The following is a 22,255-nucleotide window of genomic DNA, read 5'->3' as shown; positions in this document are numbered from 1 at the left end:
ACTCTTAAATGCGCCATAGTAAGCGCGTAATGTTGTGGAGACGTGGTAGATGAAAATAGCTATTTGTGGATTGGGCACTGTAGGTAGTGGAACTTTTAACGTGCTGGCGCGCAATGGTGTTGATATTGCGGCGCGTGCGGGTATGGCTATTGAAGTAATCCGTGTCGCATCCCGTCGGATGAATCCGGCTTGTGAGCTGGACTCAACGCAATTTACCACTGATATCTTCGCTGTAACTTCTGACCCTGAAGTTGAGGTCGTTGTTGAGCTGCTTGGCGGCACGACAATCGCAAAAGAGTTGATCCTCAAAGCGATCGAGAACGGCAAACATGTGGTTACCGCCAACAAGGCGTTAATTGCAGAGCATGGCGGCGAAATTTTTGAGTTGGCTGCGCGCAAGGGTGTCACAGTGGCGTTTGAAGCGGCTGTGGCTGGTGGCGTGCCGGTGATCAAGGCGCTGCGTGAGGGCCTTGCTGCAAACCGAATCAACTGGCTGGCTGGAATTATTAACGGTACTGGCAACTTCATTTTGACGGAAATGCGTGACAAAGGTCGCGCGTTTGAGGATGTGCTGAAAGAGGCGCAAGCCTTAGGATATGCTGAAGCAGACCCGACATTTGATGTGGAAGGCATTGACGCTGCGCATAAGCTGACCATTTTGGCGTCCGTTGCATTCGGTATTCCGCTGCAATTCAAGCGCGCCTATACGGAAGGCATCAGTGCGATTGCGCCGGAAGACGTTCAGTATGCGGAAGAGTTCGGTTACCGCATCAAGCACTTGGGCATAGCGAGACGTTTGGAACATGGTGTTGAGCTGCGTGTACATCCAACGTTGGTGCCAGAAACTCAGCTGATCGCAAAAGTCGATGGCGTTATGAACGCCGTGATGGTCGACGGCGACGCTGTGGGGCCGACTTTGTACTACGGCGCTGGCGCTGGTGCTGAGGCTACAGCGTCTGCGGTAGTCGCAGACTTGGTGGATATCGCCAGGGCGTCGCGTCAAGGCGTGGCGGTTGGCGTTCCTTCTCTGGGGCACAACCCTGAGCACCTCAATGACCTTGAGGTGGTTCCAGTGGAGGAAGTTGTTAGCGCTTATTATTTGCGCATCCTTGTGCAGGACCATCCAGGAGTGCTGGCTAATGTCGCTCAGATTCTGAGTGAACACAGCATCAATATTGAATCGATTGTGCAAAAGGAAAGCGAGCAGCATGACGGGCTGATCCCCATGATTATGCTGACACACCGGGTGCAGGAAATGAATATGAATCATGCCCTGGCGGTGATCGAGGCGCTCCCTGATGTGGTTGGCAAAGTGACGCGCATTCGCGTTGAATCATTCAGTTGAATAAATTTAGAAAGCCATGCCGGTGCAGGGTTTTCGATTAACAGTATTAGGTGAACGCGCAGTGCGGTAATTGGCGTTGCGCTAAAGGTAAAGGGTTTAAATCGTGAAGTATGTAAGCACCAGAGGCAAAGCGCCTGCGCTTAACTTTGAAGAGGTTCTGTTGACCGGGTTGGCTTCGGATGGCGGCCTGTACGTGCCTGAGTTTTTACCTCGTTTTACCCCTGAGGAGATTGCCTCTTGGGCTGGGCTGAGTTACCCGGAGCTGGCGGTCAAAGTCATGTACCCATTCGTGGAAGACTCTCTGTCTATCGAAGAGTTCTCCGCCATCGTCAATGACGCATACTCAGAATTCGCTCATTCCGCTGTGGCGCCGCTGAAGCAGATTTCGGCGAATGAATGGGTGATGGAGCTATTTCACGGGCCCACTCTGGCGTTTAAGGATTGCGCGCTGCAATTGCTGGGGCGTTTGGTTGATCATTTCCTTGAGAAGCGTGGACAGAAAGTGGCGATTCTGGGAGCCACTTCCGGTGATACTGGATCTGCGGCGATTGAAGGCTGTCGTCATTCCAAGCATGTCGATATTTTCATTCTTCATCCCCATGGTCGCGTTTCTGAGGTTCAGCGTAGGCAAATGACTACGGCGCCGGGCGATAATGTTCATAATCTGGCGATCGAAGGAAACTTCGATGACTGTCAGCGGATGGTGAAGGCGAGCTTTGGCGATCAGGCGTTTTTGGGAGGCCGTCCTCTCGTTGCGGTGAACTCGATCAACTGGGCGCGGATCATGGCGCAGATCGTTTATTACTTCCATGCCGGGCTGAGTGTGGGGGCGCCTCACCGTAGTGTCGCTTTCTCTGTGCCTACAGGGAATTTTGGCGATATTTTTGCTGGTTACCTCGCACGCAATATGGGCTTGCCGGTGAGCCAGTTGGTCATTGCCACCAATCGCAATGACGTGCTGCATCGTTTTATGAGCAATAACCAGTACAACCTGCAGCCATTACAACATACGCTATCTCCAAGTATGGATATTGTTGTGTCCAGCAACTTTGAACGCTTGTTGTTTGATCTACATGGTCGTAATGGCTCTTTGTTGGCGGAACTTATGGAGAAGATGAATAAAGAGGACGTAGCAATTGAGGAGTATCGCTGGCGTCATGCCAGGGAGTTGTTTGATTCCTACGCTGTGGATGATGAATCTACTCTGGCGAGTATCGATCAGATTTATGCCGAAACGGAAGAGATTGTAGATCCGCATACAGCGATTGGCATCAAGGCCGCTCGAGCCTGCCGTCGCGATAAAAGTGCGCCAATGGTGATTCTGGCGACTGCGCACGCCGCGAAATTCCCTGAAGCTGTGGTTAAAGCCGGCGTCGAGGAAGAACCGAAGCTACCTGCTCATATGTCTGATCTGTTCGACAGAGAAGAGCGCTTCACGGTGTTGCCGAATGACTTGCAGGCGGTGCAGCGCTTTGTGCAGGATCAGCTCAAGAAATAATCTCCATTGACAGATCGTGGCGGTGACTATTTGCATGGTCCCGTCACGAGTCACTCCTATTTAGCCAACCAACAAATTGGATAGCCGGTGAGCGAGCTCTCCCAAACCATATCGAAAAAACGTATCGAACGTCGTCCTGTTCCGGCGGAATGCCTTGATCAGGCTGGGCTTCCTCCTTTGCTGCAGCGGATCTATGCCTCCAGAGGCGTCGCCAGTTGTGATGAGTTGGAGTACTCGTTAAGCCATCTGCTGCAATTGGATAGTCTGGCGGGCGCGCAAAGCGCAGCGGATATTCTGGCGGAAGCGTTGCAGCGCAATCAGCGCATAATTTTCGTAGGCGACTTTGACGCTGACGGAGCCACCAGTACGGCTTTGGGGGTGTTGGCGTTGCGTATGTTTGGCGCGGCCAATGTGGACTACATTGTCCCCAATCGTTTTGAGTTCGGCTATGGCCTGTCTCCTGAGATAGTCGATGTGGCGTTGTCACGTCAGCCGGATGTGCTGATTACGGTAGATAACGGCATCGCCAGCATTGAGGGCGTAAAAGCCGCCAAACGGGCTGGATTGCAAGTCATCGTGACAGACCATCACTTGGCGGGTGATGAGTTGCCGGAAGCTGACGCAATTGTTAATCCCAATCAACCCGGTTGCGACTTTCCCAGTAAATCTATCGCTGGGGTAGGAGTGATTTTCTACGTGATGCTGGCTTTGCGACAGGCGTTACGCGACAAGGGGTGGTTCGCCGCTACGGGTATGATAGAGCCAAACCTGGCTAATTTACTGGATTTGGTCGCGCTGGGAACAGTCGCCGATGTGGTGTCGCTGGACGCCAATAACCGCATCCTGGTAGAGCAGGGGCTGCGACGCATCCGCGCCAAGCGCTGCCGCCCTGGCATTAATGCTCTGCTGCAAGTGGCTGGACGTAATCAGGAAAAGCTTAGCGCTTCCGATCTGGGGTTCTCAGTTGCCCCAAGGCTCAATGCAGCGGGGCGTTTGGAAGATATGACCGTTGGCATCGAACTGTTGCTGACGGAGGATCCCGCCAAGGCGTTGATGATTGCGCAGGAACTTGATGGATTGAATCAGGCGCGCAAAGAAATAGAGCGCGACATGCAGGCCCAGGCGCTTTCGATTCTTGATCGCATGAACTGGACTTACGACAACCCTCCTGCGGCGGTTTGTCTTTATGATGAAAGCTGGCACCAGGGTGTGGTGGGAATTCTGGCTTCGCGCATCAAGGACCGTATGCACCGCCCCGTTATTGCTTTTGCGCCCGGAGATAATGGTGAGCTAAAAGGGTCGGCTCGATCAATACCCGGGTTGCATATTCGCGATGCGTTGGATGCGGTCGCCACCAAGCGCAGTGGGCTGTTGTCCAAGTTCGGCGGTCACGCCATGGCGGCGGGACTGTCTTTACGGCCGGAAAACTTCACTGCTTTTTCGGAAGCGTTTCAAGAGGTTGTCGCAGCGGCTGTGAGTGCGGACGATCTGCAGGCGAAACTTTTGACGGATGGCGAGCTGTCTCCCGAAGAGCTTTGCATGAATATGGCGATTACTTTGAAGAATGCGGGGCCGTGGGGGCAATCCTTCCCTGAGCCGCTGTTCGACGGCCAGTTCCGCATCGCCAGCTGCCGAATTGTTGGCGAGCGCCATCTCAAGATGACGCTGGCGGATAATCGCTCAGGCAATTGCTATGACGCTATATACTTCAATATTGATCCCGCGACGCCGTTCAGTGAATGGGATCGGGTGAAGGTGGTTTTCAGGCTCGACGTAAATGAGTTTCGCGGGCAGAGCAATCTGCAACTGCTCATCGAGTATCTGGAGCCATGTAATTAGGCTGTCTATCGCCTTTTCCTAGGTGTAACTCACTGTTCAGTTTGTTTACAATAGCGGGCTTTCTTTACGGTCGGTGGATGATCCGCCGCCGTTTCAACTGTTTTTTGAGGCCCCGACGATTATGTTAGAAGTGAATCCAATAGTTAATACCATCAAGGACTTGCGCTCCCGCGTAGAATCTTTACGGAGGTATCTTTGACTACGACGTCAAGAAAGAGCGTCTGGTTGAAGTAGAAAGGGAGCTCGAAGATCCCAGCGTGTGGAATAATCCTGAGCGCGCGCAAGGTCTTGGTAAAGAGCGTTCCTCCCTTGAAGTGGTAGTTAAAACCGTCGATGACGTGACCGGCGGATTGACGGATTGCTCCGACTTGCTGGATATGGCGGTGGAAGAGCAGGACGCGGATGCGGTTGCTGAAGTAGAAACCGAATTGGAATCAATCCGCGCACAGGTGGAGACTTTGGAGTTCCGTCGGATGTTTGCGGGAGAAATGGACCCCAATAATGCCTACCTGGATATTCAGGCGGGTTCCGGAGGCACCGAAGCGCAGGATTGGGCGAGCATGATGCTGCGTATGTATCTGCGTTGGGGCGAGCGTCGTGGATTCAAAACTGACTTGATCGAGGAATCCCCCGGTGAAGTGGCCGGTATCAAAAGCGCCACGATTCACTTCCAGGGTGAATACGCTTACGGGTGGCTGCGTACGGAAACCGGCGTGCACCGTTTGGTGCGTAAGTCGCCGTTTGACTCTGGCAACCGTCGTCATACTTCCTTTGCGTCTGTGTTTGTCTCTCCGGAAGTGGATGACGATATCGAAATCGACATCAACCCGGCGGATCTGCGTATAGACGTCTATCGCGCCTCAGGCGCTGGCGGTCAGCACGTTAACCGGACCGAGTCCGCCGTACGTATCACGCACATGCCTTCCGGCATCGTGACGCAGTGCCAGAACGACCGTTCTCAGCACAAAAACAAAGATCAGGCCATGAAACAGCTGAAAGCGAAGCTGTATGAGCTTGAAATACAAAAGCGCAATGCCGAAGCGCAGCAACTGGAAGATAGTAAGTCCGATATTGGTTGGGGCAGCCAGATCCGGTCTTATGTATTGGACCAGTCGCGCATAAAAGACTTGCGTACATCCGTAGAAAACTCCAATTGTCAGGCGGTGCTTGACGGCGATATTGATGAGTTTATCGAGGCGAGTTTGAAGCAGGGCCTGTAATCAGGCCCTTCGCTTTTGTCTCGACCCGTAATTTTTGCCAATTGATTGATAAATAGTGGATTAAACTAACCATGACAGAGAACCAAAATCCTGCAATAGATGAAAACAAACTGATCGCTGAGCGCCGGGGCAAGCTGGGTAAGTTGCGGGAAAAGGGGCAGGCGTTTCCGAATGATTTTCGTCGCGACAGCTACTGTGCAGACCTGCAGGCTCGTTATGGTGATAAAAGCAAGGAAGAGCTGGAAGAAGCGGGCGTGCGCGCGAAAGTGTCTGGCCGCATCATGGCGATGCGTGGACCTTTTGTCGTCATACAGGACACGACGGGGCGTATTCAGCTGTACGTAGATCGTAAGGGCTTGCCGCCGGAACAGTTGGAAAACGTCAAACTGTGGGATTTGGGCGATATTGTGGCGGCGGAAGGCGCTCTGCATAAATCAGGCAAGGGCGATCTGTACGTGAATATGGAAAACCCGCGTTTGATGGTGAAAGCGTTGCGTCCTTTGCCGGACAAACATAAAGGTCTGACCAACACTGAAATGCGCTATCGCCAGCGTTATCTGGACCTGATCACGAACGAAGAAGCGCGTGAAACCTTCCGTATTCGCTCCAAAGTGATCGAAAGCATTCGCTATTTCCTGACCAAGCGCGACTTTATTGAGGCGGAGACGCCGATGTTGCAGGTCATTCCTGGCGGCGCCACGGCGCGTCCCTTTGTGACCTATCACAATGCCCTGGATATTGAGATGTTCCTGCGTATCGCGCCGGAGCTTTACTTGAAGCGTCTGGTGGTTGGCGGTTTTGAGCGGGTATTTGAAATTAACCGCAACTTCCGCAATGAGGGCTTGTCCACTCGCCATAATCCTGAATTCACCATGATCGAATTCTATCAGGCGTTTGCAGACTACAAAGACCTGATGAACCTGACCGAGGAAATGCTGCGTTGGGTGGCTCAGGAAGCGCTGGGAACGACGGAAGTGCGCAACACCTCCAAGAATGCAGAGGGCGAGGTGGTCGATGAAATCGTCTATGACTTCGGCAAGCCTTTCCTGCGTATGACCGTCGTGGAGTCTATTCTTCACTTCAATCCTGAATTGACGCTGGCGGATATTGATAATATGGACAGCGCCAAAAAAGTGGCGACGGACCTGGGTATTCCTCTTAAAGCATCCTGGGGTCTGGGCAAGGTTCAAATCGAAATCTTCGAGAAGACAGTTGAGCATCGTTTGATGCAACCGACCTTTATTACTGAGTATCCGACGGAAGTATCGCCATTGGCGCGTCGTAATGACGATAATCCTTTCGTCACTGACCGGTTTGAGTTTTTCGTGGGCGGTAGAGAAATCGCTAACGGATTCTCGGAGTTGAACGATCCGGAAGATCAGGCTGAGCGCTTCCGTAAGCAAGTGGAAGAAAAAGAGGCGGGCGACGATGAAGCGATGTTCTTCGACGAAGACTACATCACTGCGCTTGAGCACGGCATGCCGCCTACTGCGGGTGAGGGCATTGGCATCGATCGATTGGTGATGCTACTGACCGATTCGCCCTCAATTCGGGACGTTATTTTGTTCCCCCATATGCGCCCGTTGGCGGACTGATCGTTCCGCCGCATTGAACGGATAGAGAAAAGGAGAATGCAGATGCAAAGCTGCGCAGAGGTGCTGTTTGGGGCTTTGGCCCCAGACACCCGCTGGAAGGACGCCCTGAAAGACGAGTTTTCCAAGCCCTACATGGTGCAGCTGGAGCAGTTTCTTGGGGCGCAAGACGGACTGGGCAAGGTGATATACCCTAGTCTGGATAACTGCTTCAACGCGCTCAACTCGACGCCTTTTGAGAATGTGTCTGTTGTCATACTGGGACAGGACCCCTATCACGGTCCGGGTCAGGCGCATGGACTTAGCTTTTCCGTGTTGCCAGGGATAGCGCCGCCGCCATCGTTGGTGAATATCTTTAAGGAAATTAACAACGAGCTCGGATTGGGCGTGCCTGAGCATGGATGTCTGGCCTATTGGGCGCAACAAGGCGTTTTGCTGCTGAACAGCGTACTGACAGTGGAGCAGAGCAAGGCCGCCTCGCACCAGGGGAAAGGCTGGGAGCAGTTCACTGACAGAGTGATACAGCTGATAAACAGCGAGCGGGAAAATGTGGTGTTTTTGTTGTGGGGCAGTTACGCCCAGCGCAAAGGCGCCTTTATTGACCGCCAGCGTCACTGTGTGCTGGAAAGTGTTCACCCGTCGCCGTTATCCGCCCATCGAGGTTTTATGGGGTGTGGTCATTTCGCTAGCACGAATGACTATCTGCGTGCTCATCAGAAGAAAGCGATTGACTGGCGACTGCCTCCGAAGGATCGTTTGGATGAGAAGGGGCGGCTGATCAAGAAAGCGCCCGCCTCTGTAGAGTAAGTCCAAAGCGGCGGACCCAGGTCCGCCGTTTTTTGTTTGCGTCAGGAAGGTGAAAGTAGCGCCATGGCGGCTTCCATTTCCGCGCTTAAATCCTCCGCCTCGTTCATATCTATTTCCGGGTCGAGTCCGAGTCGGTTGAACGCCGATATCTGCCCCCAATCCATCTCCGTGTAAGGATGCTGGCTGCCTATCAGGCTTTGCAGCTTGGCGACCATCACCACATCTGCGTAATCGACGCTGGGCGTTTCCCGATGGAAGTTGCTGAACTCTGTAGGCACGATTTGCAGCTCCGCAGGGAAGTCCCATTTTTTGAGAATGTATTGCCCAATCGTGGGCTGTAGGGTTTCGATCAGTTTGTCGAGGGTTTCGTTGTCGACATGAATGTCGTTATGCTCGATATAGGTCAGTACGGGCAGGGCGCCGATCTGGTGCACCAGTCCCGCGAGGGTCGCCTGATCGGGTTTCAGCTTGGTGTAGTGCTGCGCCAGCACGTGGCAGATGCCCGCCACTTCTGTACTGCTGCGCCAGATTTCCCGCATGCGTTGATCTATCTGTTCCGAGGTGGCCTGGAACATTTGCTCCATCGCCAGCCCTGTCGCGAGGTTTGCGGTGTAGGCCATGCCGAGGCGGCCAATCGCCATGGTCAGGTTCGATATTTCCCTGCTGCCGCGTAAAAGCGGGCTGTTGCATACACGTATAATGCGGGCGGTCATGGCGGTGTCGTTGCTAATAACTTTAGCGAGGTCCTGAACGGATGAGTCCGGACTTTCCGCCACTTCTCGAACTTGCAGAGCGACCTCCGGAAGGGTGGGCAGCACCAGCTTATCGGAATCTATTGCCTGAAGTATGTCTGCTTTGATTTTCTCTTCTAATTCTGCCATTTGCATATCCGTGAATAGGTTGGCTGCATTGGATTCGGGCCCACTGAGAAGCGCTTCAGCCTCTTGCAAGGTCCAATTTAAGTTATAGCAGAATTTTTGAGGGATGCTTGTCGGCGGCGCATAGAAACGCGCCGCTAAGGTGTAGGATTATGCTAGAGCTTTTTCTTGGGGTTGCTAACTTCTTCAATTGCGTAGGGAAGTTCAAGTAGTTGCAATGAGGCGTCCGGAGCCTCCTCCAGGTGTAGCGCTTTGTCCGTCGCCGCAGACTTATCCAGCACGGCGAGAGTTTGCCCTTGAGCGCTGCGCACGACTGAACCAATGCGGGCGCCGGTCTCGTCGATAACCGCTGAGCCAGGGGCAGGGGCTAAGCTATCAGAAGAGAGTAAGAACATACGCTTCTTCAGGGTGCCGAGGTATTGCATGCGGGCGACGATTTCTTGCCCCGTATAGCAGCCCTTCTTGAAGCTGATAGCGCCCAGCGCCTGCAGGTTCAGCATTTGTGGGATAAACTCATCCAGGGTCTCTGGATAGACCTCTCCCAATCCTGAAAGAACTTCCAGGCGTTCCCAATCCTCAATGGAGCCAGCCGCGCATTGTGTATCCAGCTCTGGTAGTAACTTTGACGCCTGGTCGCTATCCAGCCAGCACTCCACCCGGGAGGCTTTATCTGGAGAGCGGATAAGCAATATGCCTTCGCCGACATGGCTGGCGTCTGAGGAAGTAGGAATATTCGAGGAGATAGACTGCAGTCCATCCAGATCTCCGCTCAGTCCTATCACGCCCCAATTCTCCAGCAAGGTGACAGTGCACTTATAAAACACCTTGTACTTATTGAGGTGAGCGAGAAAGCTTTGCGCGATCTCTACGGGAAGTCTCAATAAGTAGCTGTCAGGCTGGGCTTGCGCTATGCGGAACAATGCGACCATGCGGCCTTTAGGGGTGCAGCAGGCGGCCAGCGAAGAATGATTGCTGGTAATATTCTGAACGTCGCAGGTAAATTGACCTTGCATGAATTTGATGGCGTCGGGCCCTTTTATTTCCAGTAAGGCGACGTTGGTCAGCCTGTGGAGATGCGGGGCGTTGTCGCTTACCTGCGCCGCCGGGGTATTTACGGGGGCGGCGAAGGCGTTCCAAAAGGACGTCATATAGATGGATCTCCCTTAATTCCTGGCGAAGCGTAAACAAACTCGAAAACGGCGAAATGCATCCGGATCGCAATTATCCCGGACGAGAAACACCAAGTCTCGCCAGCCTGTACGACAAACCAGCAAGGTAACAATTGGAGTGACGCAAGTGTCTCCGTGCAGACGGGTATCAAGTTCACGTTGATTGCGTTTGAATAGCCTGACTTTCACGTCTTCGTCGCCGTTTTTTTCATAGCGGATTTTTATCACGCTAGTCGGCCAGGTTAGCAGAGCATACTGACCGACGGTGAAGACAAAATGAGCGCCTAACAGAGCGCTCAAAGAAAGTTTTAGCCAGATCGGCATCGCCAGAGCCAGCAGTACTACGCCAATCAGTCCGAAAAAGACGGTAAAGAACAGCGTCAACCTTAGCGATGGCCGCAACTCAATCGTAGCTTGGTTGAACACGGTCTAGGATGATTTTAACGATGCGCGCCAGATCAGGATCTTCCGGCGTGGATTTTTGCATAAACCACTGGAACATATCCGTATCTTCGCACTCTAAGAGCATACGGTAGCGCGCTTTGTCTTCGTCCGGGAGTTCGGGGTAGGCTTCCTTGAGAAAGGGAACCAGCAGCACGTCCAACTCCAGCATTCCGCGTCGGCTGTGCCAGAATAAACGCTTGTATTCTACATCTTCAGTCATGTGCGCCTCTGTATGTTGCCCGTGGGCCGTCATTCTGGCTGCATGATAACGGTCCCAGGCTCTCGCCGCCACCCATGGCTGCGTGAAACCTTATCGGGGCGATTTATAAACGTTCACCAAGGCTCAGCGGGAAAATTAACGGGGGTTAAAATCGTGTTTTCCGGCGTTTTGAGCGGGTGGGGGTAGTCCAGGGTGTAATGCAGGCCGCGGCTTTCTTTGCGTTGAATCGCCGAGCAGATAATCAGGTCCGCAACCGTCACCAGATTACGCAGCTCAAGCAAGTCATTGGACACTTTATAGTTGCTGTAATACTCACGGATTTCCTGATGCAACAGGTCTACGCGATGCTTGGCGCGTTGCAGGCGTTTGTTGGTCCGTACGATGCCGACGTAGTCCCACATGAAGCGGCGCAGTTCGTCCCAGTTGTGTGAGATCACAACATCTTCGTCGGAGTCTGTCACCTGACTTTCGTCCCAGGAGGGAGCGGGCGGCGGCTCTGGCGTGTGGGCGATACGGCTGGCGATGTCTTCTGCGCAGGACTTTCCGAATACCAGGCACTCCAAGAGGGAATTGCTGGCCATGCGGTTAGCCCCGTGGAGTCCGGTAAACGCAGTTTCGCCGACAGCATATAGAGAGTTAAGGTCCGTGCGCCCGGCGCTGTCGGTAACCACTCCTCCGCAGGTGTAGTGGGCGGCGGGAACCACAGGAATGGGCTCTTTGGTGATATCAATACCGTAAGACAGGCAGCGCTGGTGCACTGTGGGAAAATGTCCGAGGATAAAATCTTTGTCTTTATGGCTGATATCCAGATACAGGCAGTCCGCGCCAAGTCGCTTCATTTCGTGGTCGATGGCGCGGGCGACGACGTCACGTGGAGCGAGTTCTTCGCGCTCGTCAAACTGACCCATGAAGCGCTTGCCGTTGGGTAGCAGAAGCTTGCCGCCTTCGCCGCGAACGGCCTCAGTAATCAAAAAGGATTTCGCCTGAGGATGATAGAGGCATGTCGGGTGGAATTGATTGAATTCCATGTTGCCCATGCGGCAGCCTGCGCGCCAGGCCATAGCGATGCCGTCGCCGGTGGCCACGTCAGGATTGCTGGTGTAAAGGTAGACTTTGCTGGCGCCGCCGGTGGCGAGCACCACAAATTTGGCGCGGAACAGCTCAACATGGCTGGTTTTCTTATTCAGCACATAAGCGCCGACACAGCGGTTGCCGGGAAGAAACAGTTTGCTATGGGTTATCAGGTCGATGCCGACCCGGTCTTCGAATATTTCAATATTGGCTTTTTCGCGCGCGCGGTCGGCCAGAGAGCCTGATACTGCGCGGCCGGTGGCGTCTGCGGCGTGAACAATTCGGCGATGGCTATGTCCGCCTTCTTTGGTGAGGTGGTATTTTTGCGTGGACTCTTCGGATTCGTCCGTATCGAACTGCACTCCCTGGGAGATAAGCCATTCAATCGCCTCACGACCATGCTCAACGGTAAAGCGCACGCTGTCTTTGTCGCACAGCCCTGCGCCGGCCACCAGCGTGTCCTGCAAATGGGATTCTGTGCTGTCGTCATCGTCCAGCACCGCTGCGATACCGCCTTGCGCCCAGAGCGTGGAGCCGCTTTTGAGCTCAGTCTTGGACAATACCGCCACTCTTAAATCGGAAGGAAGATTCAGGGCGACGGTAAGGCCTGCGGCGCCGCTGCCGATAATGAGGACATCGTGTTCGAAGCTTAAACTCATAGCCTTTGCGTGACTCCAGCAATCAGGAAAAAACAGCCAGGAAAAAGGGCCGGATAGTTGTTGGGCCCAAGCAGAATAGCTGAATATACTAACATTAATGGCTAAGAGTGAACTATCCGAAAAAAGTTGTGTCTATAGGGCTATGCAATCAACTTTTATAGACGCAGCAAACGGTGGTTCTTTTATGTCAGTGCAGGTTTTGACCGCTCTTGAATCAACGCGTGGTCGCGCTGAATTACTGGATAATAAGGAAAATATGAGCGCTCCTAACAAGACGACAGACCAACAATTGGTTGAGCGGGTTCAGCGAGGCGACAAGCGCGCCTTTGACATGCTTGTGGTGAAATATCAAAGCAAAGTCATGGCGATTATCGCCCGCTATATCCGCGATCATCACGAAGTGATGGATGTTGCGCAGGAAGCGTTCATCAAAGCCTACAAGGCGCTCGCCAATTTTCGCGGTGAAAGCGCGTTTTACACTTGGCTTTACCGTATAGCTATCAATGCGGCGAAAAATCACCTTATGGCTCAAGGGCGTCGCCCGCCAGGGGAGGATGTGGACGCCGACGAGGCGGTTTTATATGAGGGCGGCTCCGCTTTGAAAGATATTGACTCCCCCGAGCGCCAAGTACACCGCGATCAGGTTAAACAGGCGATATTCCAGGCGCTGGATGAGCTGCCTGAGGATTTGCGCTCAGCCCTGACGCTGCGTGAGTTCGATGGCCTTAGCTATGAAGAAATCGCAGAGATCATGCAATGCCCCGTAGGGACGGTGCGATCGAGAATTTTCAGGGCCCGGGACGCGGTGGATGCGCGAATTGCGCCGATGTTGGAACAGAAAATGCGCGCCTGAAATGGGCGGAGAACGAGGGAAGGCTGGAGCGTCATGGGTTTTTCCAACGGGGACGCCGGGAATCACCAGGGTTGGCGAAATGAAAAGTATTACAGAGAAGCCGGAGCGGCGCACAGGCTCCGGATTTGCAGAGGTTGACGGTTATGAATGAACGACTGAAAGAATCTATGTCCGCGCTTTTGGATGGAGAAGCGGATGAGCTGGAGGTGCGCCGTATATTGGCGCAGTCCCACGATGAAGAGGTGATGGCGACCTGGAGTCGGTATCAGCGTGTTCGCGATGAGCTCCACGAAGAAGCTGCGCAATGGGCGCATGTTGATCTGCGGCAGGGCATTTGGTCAGCGCTGGAGGAAGAGGAGGGCGTTGATCGCAATGAGAACGTTGTAGAAGAGGAGGCTGAACCGGAAGAAGCTCGCGCTGGCGGCGGTTGGTGGCGGGGAGTCGCTGTCGCGGCGTCGGTCGCTTTCGCAGCGGTATTTATGGTGGAGTTCTCCGGCGGGCCAAACACGACGCAGCATGCTCCTGCGGTCGCTAGCGGACAGCAAAGTGCGCCTGCGTTGAATGTGAACGGCGCTGGCTCTCATTTGGTGGCGGATTCCGGTGCGGAAAGCGAAGAGGCTGTTCAATTCTCCGCAGAGCACGCGAGCAGGTTGAACGCCTATTTGATGAAGCATGCCGAGCAGGCTGCGCTGAACGGCTCGCAGGTTATTTCTCCCTATGCCCGTTTGAGCGCCTTTGAGGTGGTTGAGGGGCAGGGAACGGAGCAGCGCAGGTAAGCAATGAAACTGGTAATTCGTAAAGCGGCGGCGATTAAGGATGATGTCCGACAGTGGAGTCTGGTCTGGATTTTAGCGCTGATGTCTTTGATTTCGGCGTCAGCGCAGGCGTCAGGGCCGCAGGAATGGCTGCAGCGCATGTTGGAGGCGCGTCAGGAACTCTCTTACCGTGGCGCATTTATCTATAGCCGTGGTGATGAAATGAGCTCAATGAAGGTCTTTCATCGTTCGCAGAATGGCGTTGAGAAAGAGCGTTTGGTCGCCATGGACGGAGAGATGAGGGAGATTATCCGGGACGGAGACATGCTGATTTGCGTGTTTCCCGGCGGCAAGCAGGTCCGACTGGAGCAGGCTGCCTACACCGGGCCTTTTCCGGGGGCGGTTTTGAATGGCGGCTCCGATGTTGATTCGGTCTACGAGTTGAAAATGGCCGGAGAGGAGCGGGTAGCTGGGCATGATGTGTTGAAAATGGCGGTCATGGCCAAGGATCAGTACCGCTATAGCTACTACCTGTGGTTGGAAAAAAACTCCGGTATGCTGCTCAAATCTCTTTTGACCAACCGTAAGGGCGAGGTGCTGGAGCACTTCCAGTACACGGTGCTGGAGCTGGGGGCGCAAGTGACGGACCAGGAGCTGGCGCCTTCAATGCCTGAGGCGGATGTCAAAGCGTTGGAGCCAAAACAAGGAGAAACCTTGCCTGAACAATGGATGCCCGCCTGGCTTCCGAAGGGGTTCAGCATGTCGCCTAACGTAACCAAGCGCAACGATATAATGCCTGGAGATATGCGCACGCAGGTATACGGCGACGGTTTGACCATGTTCAGTATATTTGTCGAAGAGAATAGCCCCCAGGCCATGCCGGAAGGGGCTTCACGAATGGGAGCGACCACTGCTTACTCGAAACATATCAGGCACGGAGGCATGACCTACGTCATTACAGTTGTAGGTGAGGTGCCCATTGAGACAGTCAAGCGGGTGGCGGATAATATGAAGTCAAGTCCATCCGCTGGAGACGCCTCTTGATATTGGAAACCGGGAAAGTCGTTGCTGTCGGCGACCATGAAGTCTGGGTAAGGACCACCAGGGAGTCCGTCTGCCAGAGCTGCTCAGCTCGAAAGGGCTGCGGTTCGCGACTTCTCAATCAGATGAGCGATGGCGCCTCGACCCAGATTAAAGTGGCGAAAACATTTGATGTCGACGTCGGAGACGAAGTGGAGATTGGCGTTGCTGAGCAGGCGTTGCTCAACGCCTCTCTGCTGGTTTATCTGGCGCCCCTGATTGCGATGATCATTTTGGCTGGGGTCAGTCAATCTCTGCTGCATTGGCCGGATCTTGGCGTGGCCTTGGCGGGCCTGTCAGGACTGGGCTTAGGCTTTGTTTTTGTTAAAATCTTGTCATCAAGGCTGTCTTGCAATCCCTCCTACCATCCCCAATTATTACGCAAGCTTTGTTAAGCGTCGTATAGCCTAGTTCCAATTGTCTAAAGGAAATCTGACGCCACTATATGTGTGCCGAGAGGCGTTGGCTCGTCTGGTTGGAGCGCCTGGGTCAAACGACTGTGCCCATGCTTCGCGTGGGTGGTTTGGGTAACCAAGTGGAGTTGCATATGAAGGTTTGTCAGAAATATACGGCGGTTTTWCTGGTTTGGATGAGCGCCGTCATCAGCATGCGAGCAGGGGCCGTTGATCTACCTGACTTCACCGGATTGGTGGAGAAAACTTCTCCGGCGGTGGTAAACATCAGCACCGTACGTAAAGTCGGAGACGATAGCGCCCAGTATTATTTTGGCGGCCCCGAGCAAGATCAGATTCCTGAATTCTTTCGTCACTTCTTTGGCGACCCATACCGTCGCAGAGGCCCGCAGGAAGCCCAGTCCATGGGGTCGGGCTTCATCGTGTCCAAAGATGGCTACATCCTTACCAACAACCATGTCGTAGCAGGCGCAGATGAAATCTTTGTCCGGCTGATGGACCGTCGTGAACTGACGGCGAAGCTGATCGGATCGGATGAAAAGTCGGATTTGGCGGTTTTGAAGGTGGAAGCGGATGATCTGCCTGTTCTTAAGTTGGGCAAGTCTTCTGAGTTAAAGGTGGGTGAGTGGGTTGTCGCCATTGGCTCTCCGTTTGGATTTGAATATACCGTGACGGCAGGCATCGTCAGCGCCAAGGGGCGCAGCCTGCCGAATGAAAGTTACGTCCCTTTTATCCAGACGGACGTGGCGATTAATCCTGGCAATTCGGGCGGGCCGCTGTTCAATCTCGAAGGGGAGGTTGTCGGCATCAACTCTCAGATTTACACCCGTTCAGGTGGATTCATGGGCGTTTCATTTGCGATCCCCATTGATGTCGCATTGGATGTGATGAATCAGCTGAAAGACACCGGCGCGGTCAAGCGCGGTTGGTTGGGTGTGCTGATTCAGGAAGTGAATAAGGATCTGGCGGAGTCCTTCAATCTCAACAAGCCGCGTGGCGCATTGGTGGCGCAAGTTATGAAAGGCTCCCCCGCCGATAAGGCCGGCCTGCAGCCAGGCGACGTCATTGTCAGCTATAACGGCAATGAGATTGGATTGTCCTCTGAGTTGCCGCATCTAGTGGGGCGCACCACGCCGGGAATAAAGGCGACAATGAAAGTGGTTCGACGTGGGGATGAAATGGATGTTGACGTCGAGATCGGCCAGTTGCCGGCGGACGACAACGGCGTGGCCAGCGTACCGGCGGGCCAGACCGCTCCACAGAATAACGCCCTGAACTTACAGGTTCGCGATCTGACGGATGAAGAAAAAGAGAGCATGCAGGTATCGAGAGGCGTCATGGTGGCGCAAGTGTTCCCAGGACCTGCGGCGACGGCGGGAATTCAGCCCAATGACGTGATCAGCAGCATCAACAACAAAGATGTAGAGTCCGTGGCGCAGTTCCATGAGGTGGTTGAGAAGCTGCCGGTTGGCAAGTCGCTGCCAGTACTGATTATCCGTCAGGGCAATCCAGCATTCATTGTATTGAAGCTGAACAACAAGTAGGCCCAGGTCTGACTGGGCAAGCGGGCGGCCGGGKTTCTTTGGGTGAAGCCCGGCCGTTGCTCGTTTTATTGTAGGGAAAGTGGCGTTTCTCCCAATATCGGYGTGAATTCTGAGGGTATTTTGTTAATTCGCTGCAATTTACTCGGCGGAGCTGTTAAAATTTCGCCGCCTTCAACTTTGAATCTGAGTGACAGTAGTCCGTGAGTAAACTCAACCATATTAGAAATTTTTCTATCATTGCCCACATCGACCATGGCAAGTCCACTTTGGCTGACCGCTTTATTCAATATTGCGGCGGTTTGTCTGATCGGGAAATGTCCGAACAGGTGCTCGACTCCATGGATATCGAGCGAGAGCGGGGCATTACCATCAAGGCGCAGAGCGTAACGCTCTATTACGACGCAAAAGATGGCTCCCGTTATCAGCTGAATTTTATCGATACTCCCGGACACGTGGACTTCTCATACGAAGTATCTCGTTCTTTGGCCGCCTGCGAAGGCGCTTTGCTGGTGGTCGACGCAGCGCAAGGCGTTGAAGCGCAGTCCGTGGCGAACTGTTACACCGCCATCGAAATGGGGCTGGAAGTTATTCCCATTCTGAACAAGATGGACCTGCCGCAGGCGGAACCAGCGCGTGTGCGCCATGAAATTGAAGAGATCATCGGCATTGACGCCGCCGGCGCCGTGGAAGCCAGCGCCAAAGCCGGCATGGGCATCCAGGAGAGTCTGGAGCAAATCGTTCAGTTGGTGCCACCTCCTGAAGGCGATCCGGATGCGCCGTTGCAAGCCCTTATTATCGACTCCTGGTTTGATAACTATCTGGGCGTTGTGTCTTTGGTGAGGGTTAAAAACGGAACGCTGAACAAGGGCGATAAAATCCTGATCAAGTCGACCAAGACCCAGGAACTGGTGACTTCAATCGGCGTATTCACCCCGAAGCGTACGGAGACCGGCTGCCTGAAGGCGGGGGAAGTGGGGTATGTCATCGCTGGCATTAAAGATATCCACGGCGCTCCCGTCGGTGACACCATTACACTGGCGAAAACTCCGGATGTGGCTTCCTTGCCAGGATTCAAACGTGTGCAGCCTCAGGTATACGCGGGCGTATTCCCCGTCAGTTCTGACGACTACGAAGACTTCCGTGATGCGTTGGACAAGTTGACGCTCAACGATGCGTCATTATTTTTCGAGCCCGAAACGTCTGACGCTTTGGGATTCGGTTTCCGTTGCGGTTTCCTGGGGATGCTGCATATGGAAATTATCCAGGAGCGTTTGGAGCGGGAATACGACCTGGATCTGATTACTACTGCGCCGACGGTAGTCTACGAAGTTCTGACCAAGAAGAACGAAGTCATTAAAGTCGATAACCCTTCCAGGCTGCCAGACCCTGGTTTTATTGAGGAAATGCGCGAGCCTATCGTTGAGGCCAATATTCTTGTGCCGCAGACTTATCTTGGCAACGTCATCGCCCTCTGTGTGGAGAAGCGTGGCGTGCAGAAGAATATGCAGTTCCTGGGGAACCAGGTCGCACTATCCTATGAATTGCCGATGGGGGAAGTCGTACTGGACTTCTTTGATCGACTCAAGTCAGTAAGCCGCGGCTATGCGTCTTTGGACTACCACTTTGTTCGTTTCCAGGCCGCTAACCTGGTGCGTCTGGATATTCTGATCAATGGCGATAAAGTCGATGCATTGGCGCTGATCGTTCACCGCGATAACTCCGCCTCGCGTGGCCGCCTGCTGACGGAAAAAATGAAAGAGCTGATTCCACGTCAAATGTTCGATGTGGCGATTCAGGCGGCTATCGGTGGACAGATTGTATCCAGAACTACCGTTAAAGCGTTACGCAAGAACGTATTGGCCAAATGTTATGGCGGCGACGTTTCACGGAAGAAAAAGCTGTTGCAGAAGCAGAAAGAAGGTAAGAAGCGGATGAAGCAGGTGGGCAGCGTTGAAATTCCACAGGACGCGTTTCTCGCCGTGTTGAAGGTCGATAAATAAGCCCAATTGCGGACTGAAAGCAATAAATACAAACTGAATAGGATACACGATGGACTTTGATTTCTCTTTGATTCTGGTTGTACTGACCCTGGTCTCAGGTCTGATTTGGTTAGGCTTTTGGCTATTTGTTAAGGTCAGGACGCGTGGGGGAAGCAATGCGATGATCAAAGAGCCGGTTGTGGTGGAGTATTCCCGGTCTTTCTTTCCTGTTCTGTTTTTGGTATTGGTGGTCCGCTCCTTTCTTATCGAGCCCTTCCAGATCCCGTCCCAATCCATGATGCCTACTCTGGAAGTGGGCGACTTTATCCTTGTTAACAAGTATTCCTATGGGCTGCGAGTTCCTGTTTTGGGGTATAAGTTCCTGGATTTGGGAGATCCGCAACGTGGAGATGTGATGGTGTTTCGCACTCCGGAAGACAACACTACCAACTATATCAAGCGTGTCGTGGGCGTTCCTGGCGATACAGTGGAATATAAAGATAAGCGACTGACCATCAATGGGGAGCCTATTGATGAAAAGCTAATCGCCGCATTGCCCGCGGGCGCGCCCAGAGAGCTGTATTACGAGGAACAGTTGGGCGAGCAACTCCATCGCATCATAAAAGAAAACTATCCAAACACTGGGCATGAAGGCAAATGGGTTGTGCCGGAAGGCAAATATTTCATGATGGGCGACAACCGGGATCGCAGTAAAGATAGCCGTTATATCGGACTTGTGCCGGACGAAAATATCGTTGGCAGGGCATTCGCTATCTGGATGCACTGGGAAAAGTTTTTGTCATTGCCCTCTTTCTCACGAGTTGGTTCGATACAGTAAGTGCGCATTAGTGTAAAAACAGTGAGTTAACGTCTACTCTCTAAATAATATCGATTAATAAGAGGATGATAAGGAGTGAATATGCGCAAGAATCAACAGGGCGCTTCTGTTCTCGCAGTCTTGGTCTGGGTTGCTGTCGGGATTTCAGTTATTACCCTAGGCATTAAACTCATTCCTATCTATATCGATGATTTTGCTGTGAAATCATCATTAGAAGGCCTTAATAGAGAGGCTGACTTAGCGCGGTTGTCCAATCCAGAAATTTTGTCCAGGTTGGACAAGCATTTCATGGTCAATAATGTGCGTAATTTTGATAAGAATAGTATCAAGATTACGCGTGAGAATACCAAGATGCGCATAGACATAATTTATGAGCAGCGTACGAATATTATTAACAATATTGATGCCGTTGTTTCATTTAATCATCATTTGGAAGCCAATAATCAGTGACAGCTAAGCTGGAAAGACTGCAACGTGCGCTCGGATACACATTTAAAGAGCCTGCTTTGCTTACTTTGGCGCTCACCCACCGCAGCTTCGGTGGTCGTAATAATGAGCGCTTAGAATTTTTAGGGGACTCTGTCCTCAATTTTATTATCGCCGATTACCTCTTTGGTCGTTTTGAAGAAGCGCGGGAAGGGCAGTTGAGTCGTTTGCGCGCCAGAATGGTAAAAGGGGTGACTCTGGCTGAAATCGCCAGGGAATTTGATCTGGGTGAGTATCTGCGCCTAGGGTCAGGGGAGATGAAGAGCGGCGGCTTTCGTCGGGAATCTATCCTGGCTGATGCTTTGGAGTCCATCATTGGCGCCATTTATTTAGATGCTGGCTTTGAAGTCTGCGCCGACAGGGTGCTTAACTGGTTTGAAACCCGTTTGCAGAAGCTTAACCTCAAGGATACTCAGAAAGACTCCAAGACGCGTTTGCAGGAATATCTGCAGGCGCGTCAGCTTAATCTGCCGCGCTACGAGGTTATTTCCGTGCAGGGAGAAGCGCATGCTCAAACTTTTCATGTGCGGTGTGAAATAGACGGTTTGTCTGACCCGACAGAAGGGACTGGCGGCAGCCGGAGAGTGGCGGAGCAGAAAGCGGCGAAACAAGCATTGGTGGCGTTAGGAGTGGATCAGTGAGTATTGAAGTAAGTTCACAAGAAAATAGCCGCTGTGGTTATGTTGCGATTGTAGGTCGGCCAAATGTAGGCAAGTCCACCCTGTTGAACCATATACTGGGGCAGAAGATCAGTATTACCTCGAAGAAGCCGCAAACTACCCGACACCAGATTCTGGGTATCAAGACAGAGGGTGACTACCAGGCTATTTATGTAGATACGCCTGGTCTGCATCAGTTGGACAAGAAAGCCCTTAATCGGGTGCTGAACAAAGCGTCCTCCTCAGCGATCAAAGATGCGGATGTGATAGTTTTTGTCGTTGATAGGAAGCGTTGGACGGAAGAAGACGACTATGTCTTGTCAAAAATCGCCAAGGTGAATCGTCCGCGCATTCTGGCGATCAATAAAGTGGACAAGCTGGAAAATAAAGACGACTTACTGCCATTTATCGATAAAGTGCAGAAGATGTGCGAGTTTCAGCACATTATTCCACTTTCCGCTCTGCGTGGACTGAATATTGATCGTTTGGAAACTGTTATTAACGAAATGCTGCCGCAGGGGATTCATTTCTTCCCTGAAGATCAAATCACGGATCGAAGCGAACGTTTTATGGCGGTGGAAATTATTCGTGAAAAAGTCATGCGCCAGTTAGGCAACGAAGTGCCTTATGAAATTGCTGTAGAGATCGAGCAGTTTAAGCGTGAGGGCGCATTGCTGCGTATTAGCGCTCTGATCCTGGTGGAAAGAGAAGGTCAGAAAAAGATTGTGATCGGTCAGAAAGGGGAGCGAATCAAGCGGATTGGTTCCGATGCGCGTAAGGACATGGAAAAGTTGTTTGAAAGCAAAGTCATGTTGGAAACCTGGGTGAAAGTGAAGTCTGGCTGGAGCGATAACGAGCGCGCTCTACAAAGCCTGGGTTACGACGACCGCTAGCGGAAATATCGGC

21 protein-coding genes are annotated in these 22,255 nt (G+C 52.8%); 16 read left to right on the top strand and 5 right to left on the bottom strand.

The annotated features are described in order from the left end of the window. The first annotated feature begins 49 nt into the window (after positions 1-49). The 6 genes from KP814_RS20400 (at position 50) to ung (ending at position 8,301) form a co-directional block, all read left to right on the top strand. Positions 50-1,345 (top strand): homoserine dehydrogenase, encoded by a 1,296-nt coding sequence (locus tag KP814_RS20400; protein ID WP_216738500.1) that lies wholly within the window; start codon positions 50-52, stop codon positions 1,343-1,345. A 103-nt stretch (positions 1,346-1,448) separates the two neighbouring features. After that, positions 1,449-2,843, top strand: coding sequence for a threonine synthase (thrC, locus tag KP814_RS20395; RefSeq protein WP_216738499.1), 1,395 nt, complete (start codon positions 1,449-1,451; stop codon positions 2,841-2,843). An 87-nt stretch (positions 2,844-2,930) separates the two neighbouring features. Then, complete coding sequence (gene recJ, locus KP814_RS20390; protein ID WP_371824074.1) at positions 2,931-4,682, top strand: single-stranded-DNA-specific exonuclease RecJ; 1,752 nt, start codon at positions 2,931-2,933, stop codon at positions 4,680-4,682. 121 nt (positions 4,683-4,803) lie between these two features. Next, positions 4,804-5,902, top strand: a protein-coding gene (prfB, locus tag KP814_RS20385; protein WP_216738498.1) for a peptide chain release factor 2 whose coding sequence is annotated in 2 segments (ribosomal slippage) — positions 4,804-4,878 and positions 4,880-5,902 — 1,098 coding nt in all. Because the reading frame shifts where the segments join, the coding sequence is not laid out codon by codon here. A 71-nt stretch (positions 5,903-5,973) separates the two neighbouring features. Further along, positions 5,974-7,497: a lysine--tRNA ligase gene (lysS, locus tag KP814_RS20380; protein WP_216738497.1), complete on the top strand. Its 1,524-nt coding sequence runs from the start codon at positions 5,974-5,976 to the stop codon at positions 7,495-7,497. Between the two features lie 42 nt (positions 7,498-7,539). Next, a complete protein-coding gene (ung, locus tag KP814_RS20375) occupies positions 7,540-8,301 on the top strand; it encodes a uracil-DNA glycosylase (RefSeq protein ID WP_216738496.1) in 762 nt (253 codons plus the stop codon). Between the two features lie 41 nt (positions 8,302-8,342). Here ung and KP814_RS20370 read toward each other — a convergent pair whose 3' ends face one another. The 5 genes from KP814_RS20370 to nadB all read right to left on the bottom strand — a co-directional run bounded on the left by KP814_RS20370 (position 8,343) and on the right by nadB (position 12,742). Then, positions 8,343-9,182: an HDOD domain-containing protein gene (locus KP814_RS20370; protein WP_253938509.1), complete on the bottom strand. Its 840-nt coding sequence runs from the start codon at positions 9,180-9,182 to the stop codon at positions 8,343-8,345. Positions 9,183-9,334: 152 nt separating this feature from the next. Next, positions 9,335-10,327, bottom strand: coding sequence for a folate-binding protein YgfZ (locus KP814_RS20365; protein WP_216738494.1), 993 nt, complete (start codon positions 10,325-10,327; stop codon positions 9,335-9,337). A 15-nt stretch (positions 10,328-10,342) separates the two neighbouring features. Further along, positions 10,343-10,774: a protein YgfX gene (locus tag KP814_RS20360; protein ID WP_216738493.1), complete on the bottom strand. Its 432-nt coding sequence runs from the start codon at positions 10,772-10,774 to the stop codon at positions 10,343-10,345. Next, positions 10,752-11,012: a succinate dehydrogenase assembly factor 2 gene (locus KP814_RS20355; RefSeq protein ID WP_011395704.1), complete on the bottom strand. Its 261-nt coding sequence runs from the start codon at positions 11,010-11,012 to the stop codon at positions 10,752-10,754. The genes KP814_RS20360 and KP814_RS20355 overlap by 23 nt, the downstream gene beginning before the upstream one ends. Positions 11,013-11,125: 113 nt before the next feature. Next, complete coding sequence (gene nadB, locus KP814_RS20350; RefSeq protein WP_216738492.1) at positions 11,126-12,742, bottom strand: L-aspartate oxidase; 1,617 nt, start codon at positions 12,740-12,742, stop codon at positions 11,126-11,128. A 256-nt stretch (positions 12,743-12,998) separates the two neighbouring features. Here nadB and rpoE point away from each other — a divergent pair, with 256 nt between their 5' ends. The 10 genes from rpoE to era all read left to right on the top strand — a co-directional run bounded on the left by rpoE (position 12,999) and on the right by era (position 22,242). Further along, positions 12,999-13,595: an RNA polymerase sigma factor RpoE gene (gene rpoE / locus KP814_RS20345; RefSeq protein WP_216738491.1), complete on the top strand. Its 597-nt coding sequence runs from the start codon at positions 12,999-13,001 to the stop codon at positions 13,593-13,595. 143 nt (positions 13,596-13,738) lie between these two features. Beyond that, positions 13,739-14,371: a sigma-E factor negative regulatory protein gene (locus KP814_RS20340; RefSeq protein ID WP_216738490.1), complete on the top strand. Its 633-nt coding sequence runs from the start codon at positions 13,739-13,741 to the stop codon at positions 14,369-14,371. Positions 14,372-14,374: 3 nt separating this feature from the next. Next, positions 14,375-15,394, top strand: a complete 1,020-nt coding sequence (locus KP814_RS20335; RefSeq protein WP_216738489.1) for a MucB/RseB C-terminal domain-containing protein — start codon at positions 14,375-14,377, stop codon at positions 15,392-15,394. Continuing rightward, a complete protein-coding gene (locus KP814_RS20330) occupies positions 15,391-15,825 on the top strand; it encodes a SoxR reducing system RseC family protein (protein ID WP_216738488.1) in 435 nt (144 codons plus the stop codon). The genes KP814_RS20335 and KP814_RS20330 overlap by 4 nt, the downstream gene beginning before the upstream one ends. A 152-nt stretch (positions 15,826-15,977) precedes the next feature. Further along, positions 15,978-17,387: a DegQ family serine endoprotease gene (locus KP814_RS20325; protein ID WP_216738487.1), complete on the top strand. Its 1,410-nt coding sequence runs from the start codon at positions 15,978-15,980 to the stop codon at positions 17,385-17,387. A 200-nt stretch (positions 17,388-17,587) separates the two neighbouring features. After that, the gene (gene lepA, locus KP814_RS20320; protein WP_216738486.1) at positions 17,588-19,387 is read left to right on the top strand and encodes a translation elongation factor 4; all 1,800 of its coding nucleotides are present in this window, start codon (positions 17,588-17,590) and stop codon (positions 19,385-19,387) included. A 49-nt stretch (positions 19,388-19,436) separates the two neighbouring features. Further along, entirely contained in the window at positions 19,437-20,204 is a 768-nt protein-coding gene (lepB, locus tag KP814_RS20315) for a signal peptidase I (RefSeq protein WP_216738485.1), read from the top strand. A gap of 81 nt (positions 20,205-20,285) precedes the next feature. Next, positions 20,286-20,654 (top strand): DUF4845 domain-containing protein, encoded by a 369-nt coding sequence (locus tag KP814_RS20310; RefSeq protein ID WP_216738484.1) that lies wholly within the window; start codon positions 20,286-20,288, stop codon positions 20,652-20,654. Continuing rightward, positions 20,651-21,331 (top strand): ribonuclease III, encoded by a 681-nt coding sequence (gene rnc, locus KP814_RS20305; protein ID WP_216738483.1) that lies wholly within the window; start codon positions 20,651-20,653, stop codon positions 21,329-21,331. Before KP814_RS20310 ends, rnc begins: the two co-directional genes overlap by 4 nt. Further along, positions 21,328-22,242 carry a GTPase Era gene (gene era, locus KP814_RS20300; RefSeq protein ID WP_216738482.1) on the top strand — a complete coding sequence of 305 codons (915 nt, stop codon included), beginning with the start codon at positions 21,328-21,330 and terminating at the stop codon, positions 22,240-22,242. The genes rnc and era overlap by 4 nt, the downstream gene beginning before the upstream one ends. The last annotated feature ends 13 nt before the right edge of the window (positions 22,243-22,255 follow it).

The organism is Hahella sp. HN01, assembly GCF_018986435.1.
GTDB lineage: Bacteria > Pseudomonadota > Gammaproteobacteria > Pseudomonadales > Oleiphilaceae > Hahella.
The sequence above is the reverse complement of the archived record's forward strand: the minus strand, read 5'-3'. Positions and strand labels throughout refer to the sequence as shown.

Coding starts and splice junctions, on each gene's coding strand:
- KP814_RS20400 (WP_216738500.1), top strand. CDS start 50: ATGAAAATAGCTATTTGTGGATTGGGCACTGTAGGTAGTGGAACTTTT.
- lysS (WP_216738497.1), top strand. CDS start 5,974: ATGACAGAGAACCAAAATCCTGCAATAGATGAAAACAAACTGATCGCT.
- ung (WP_216738496.1), top strand. CDS start 7,540: ATGCAAAGCTGCGCAGAGGTGCTGTTTGGGGCTTTGGCCCCAGACACC.
- KP814_RS20370 (WP_253938509.1), bottom strand. CDS start 9,182: ATGGCAGAATTAGAAGAGAAAATCAAAGCAGACATACTTCAGGCAATA.
- KP814_RS20365 (WP_216738494.1), bottom strand. CDS start 10,327: ATGACGTCCTTTTGGAACGCCTTCGCCGCCCCCGTAAATACCCCGGCG.
- KP814_RS20355 (WP_011395704.1), bottom strand. CDS start 11,012: ATGACTGAAGATGTAGAATACAAGCGTTTATTCTGGCACAGCCGACGC.
- nadB (WP_216738492.1), bottom strand. CDS start 12,742: ATGAGTTTAAGCTTCGAACACGATGTCCTCATTATCGGCAGCGGCGCC.
- rpoE (WP_216738491.1), top strand. CDS start 12,999: ATGAGCGCTCCTAACAAGACGACAGACCAACAATTGGTTGAGCGGGTT.
- KP814_RS20340 (WP_216738490.1), top strand. CDS start 13,739: ATGAATGAACGACTGAAAGAATCTATGTCCGCGCTTTTGGATGGAGAA.
- KP814_RS20335 (WP_216738489.1), top strand. CDS start 14,375: ATGAAACTGGTAATTCGTAAAGCGGCGGCGATTAAGGATGATGTCCGA.
- lepB (WP_216738485.1), top strand. CDS start 19,437: ATGGACTTTGATTTCTCTTTGATTCTGGTTGTACTGACCCTGGTCTCA.
- KP814_RS20310 (WP_216738484.1), top strand. CDS start 20,286: ATGCGCAAGAATCAACAGGGCGCTTCTGTTCTCGCAGTCTTGGTCTGG.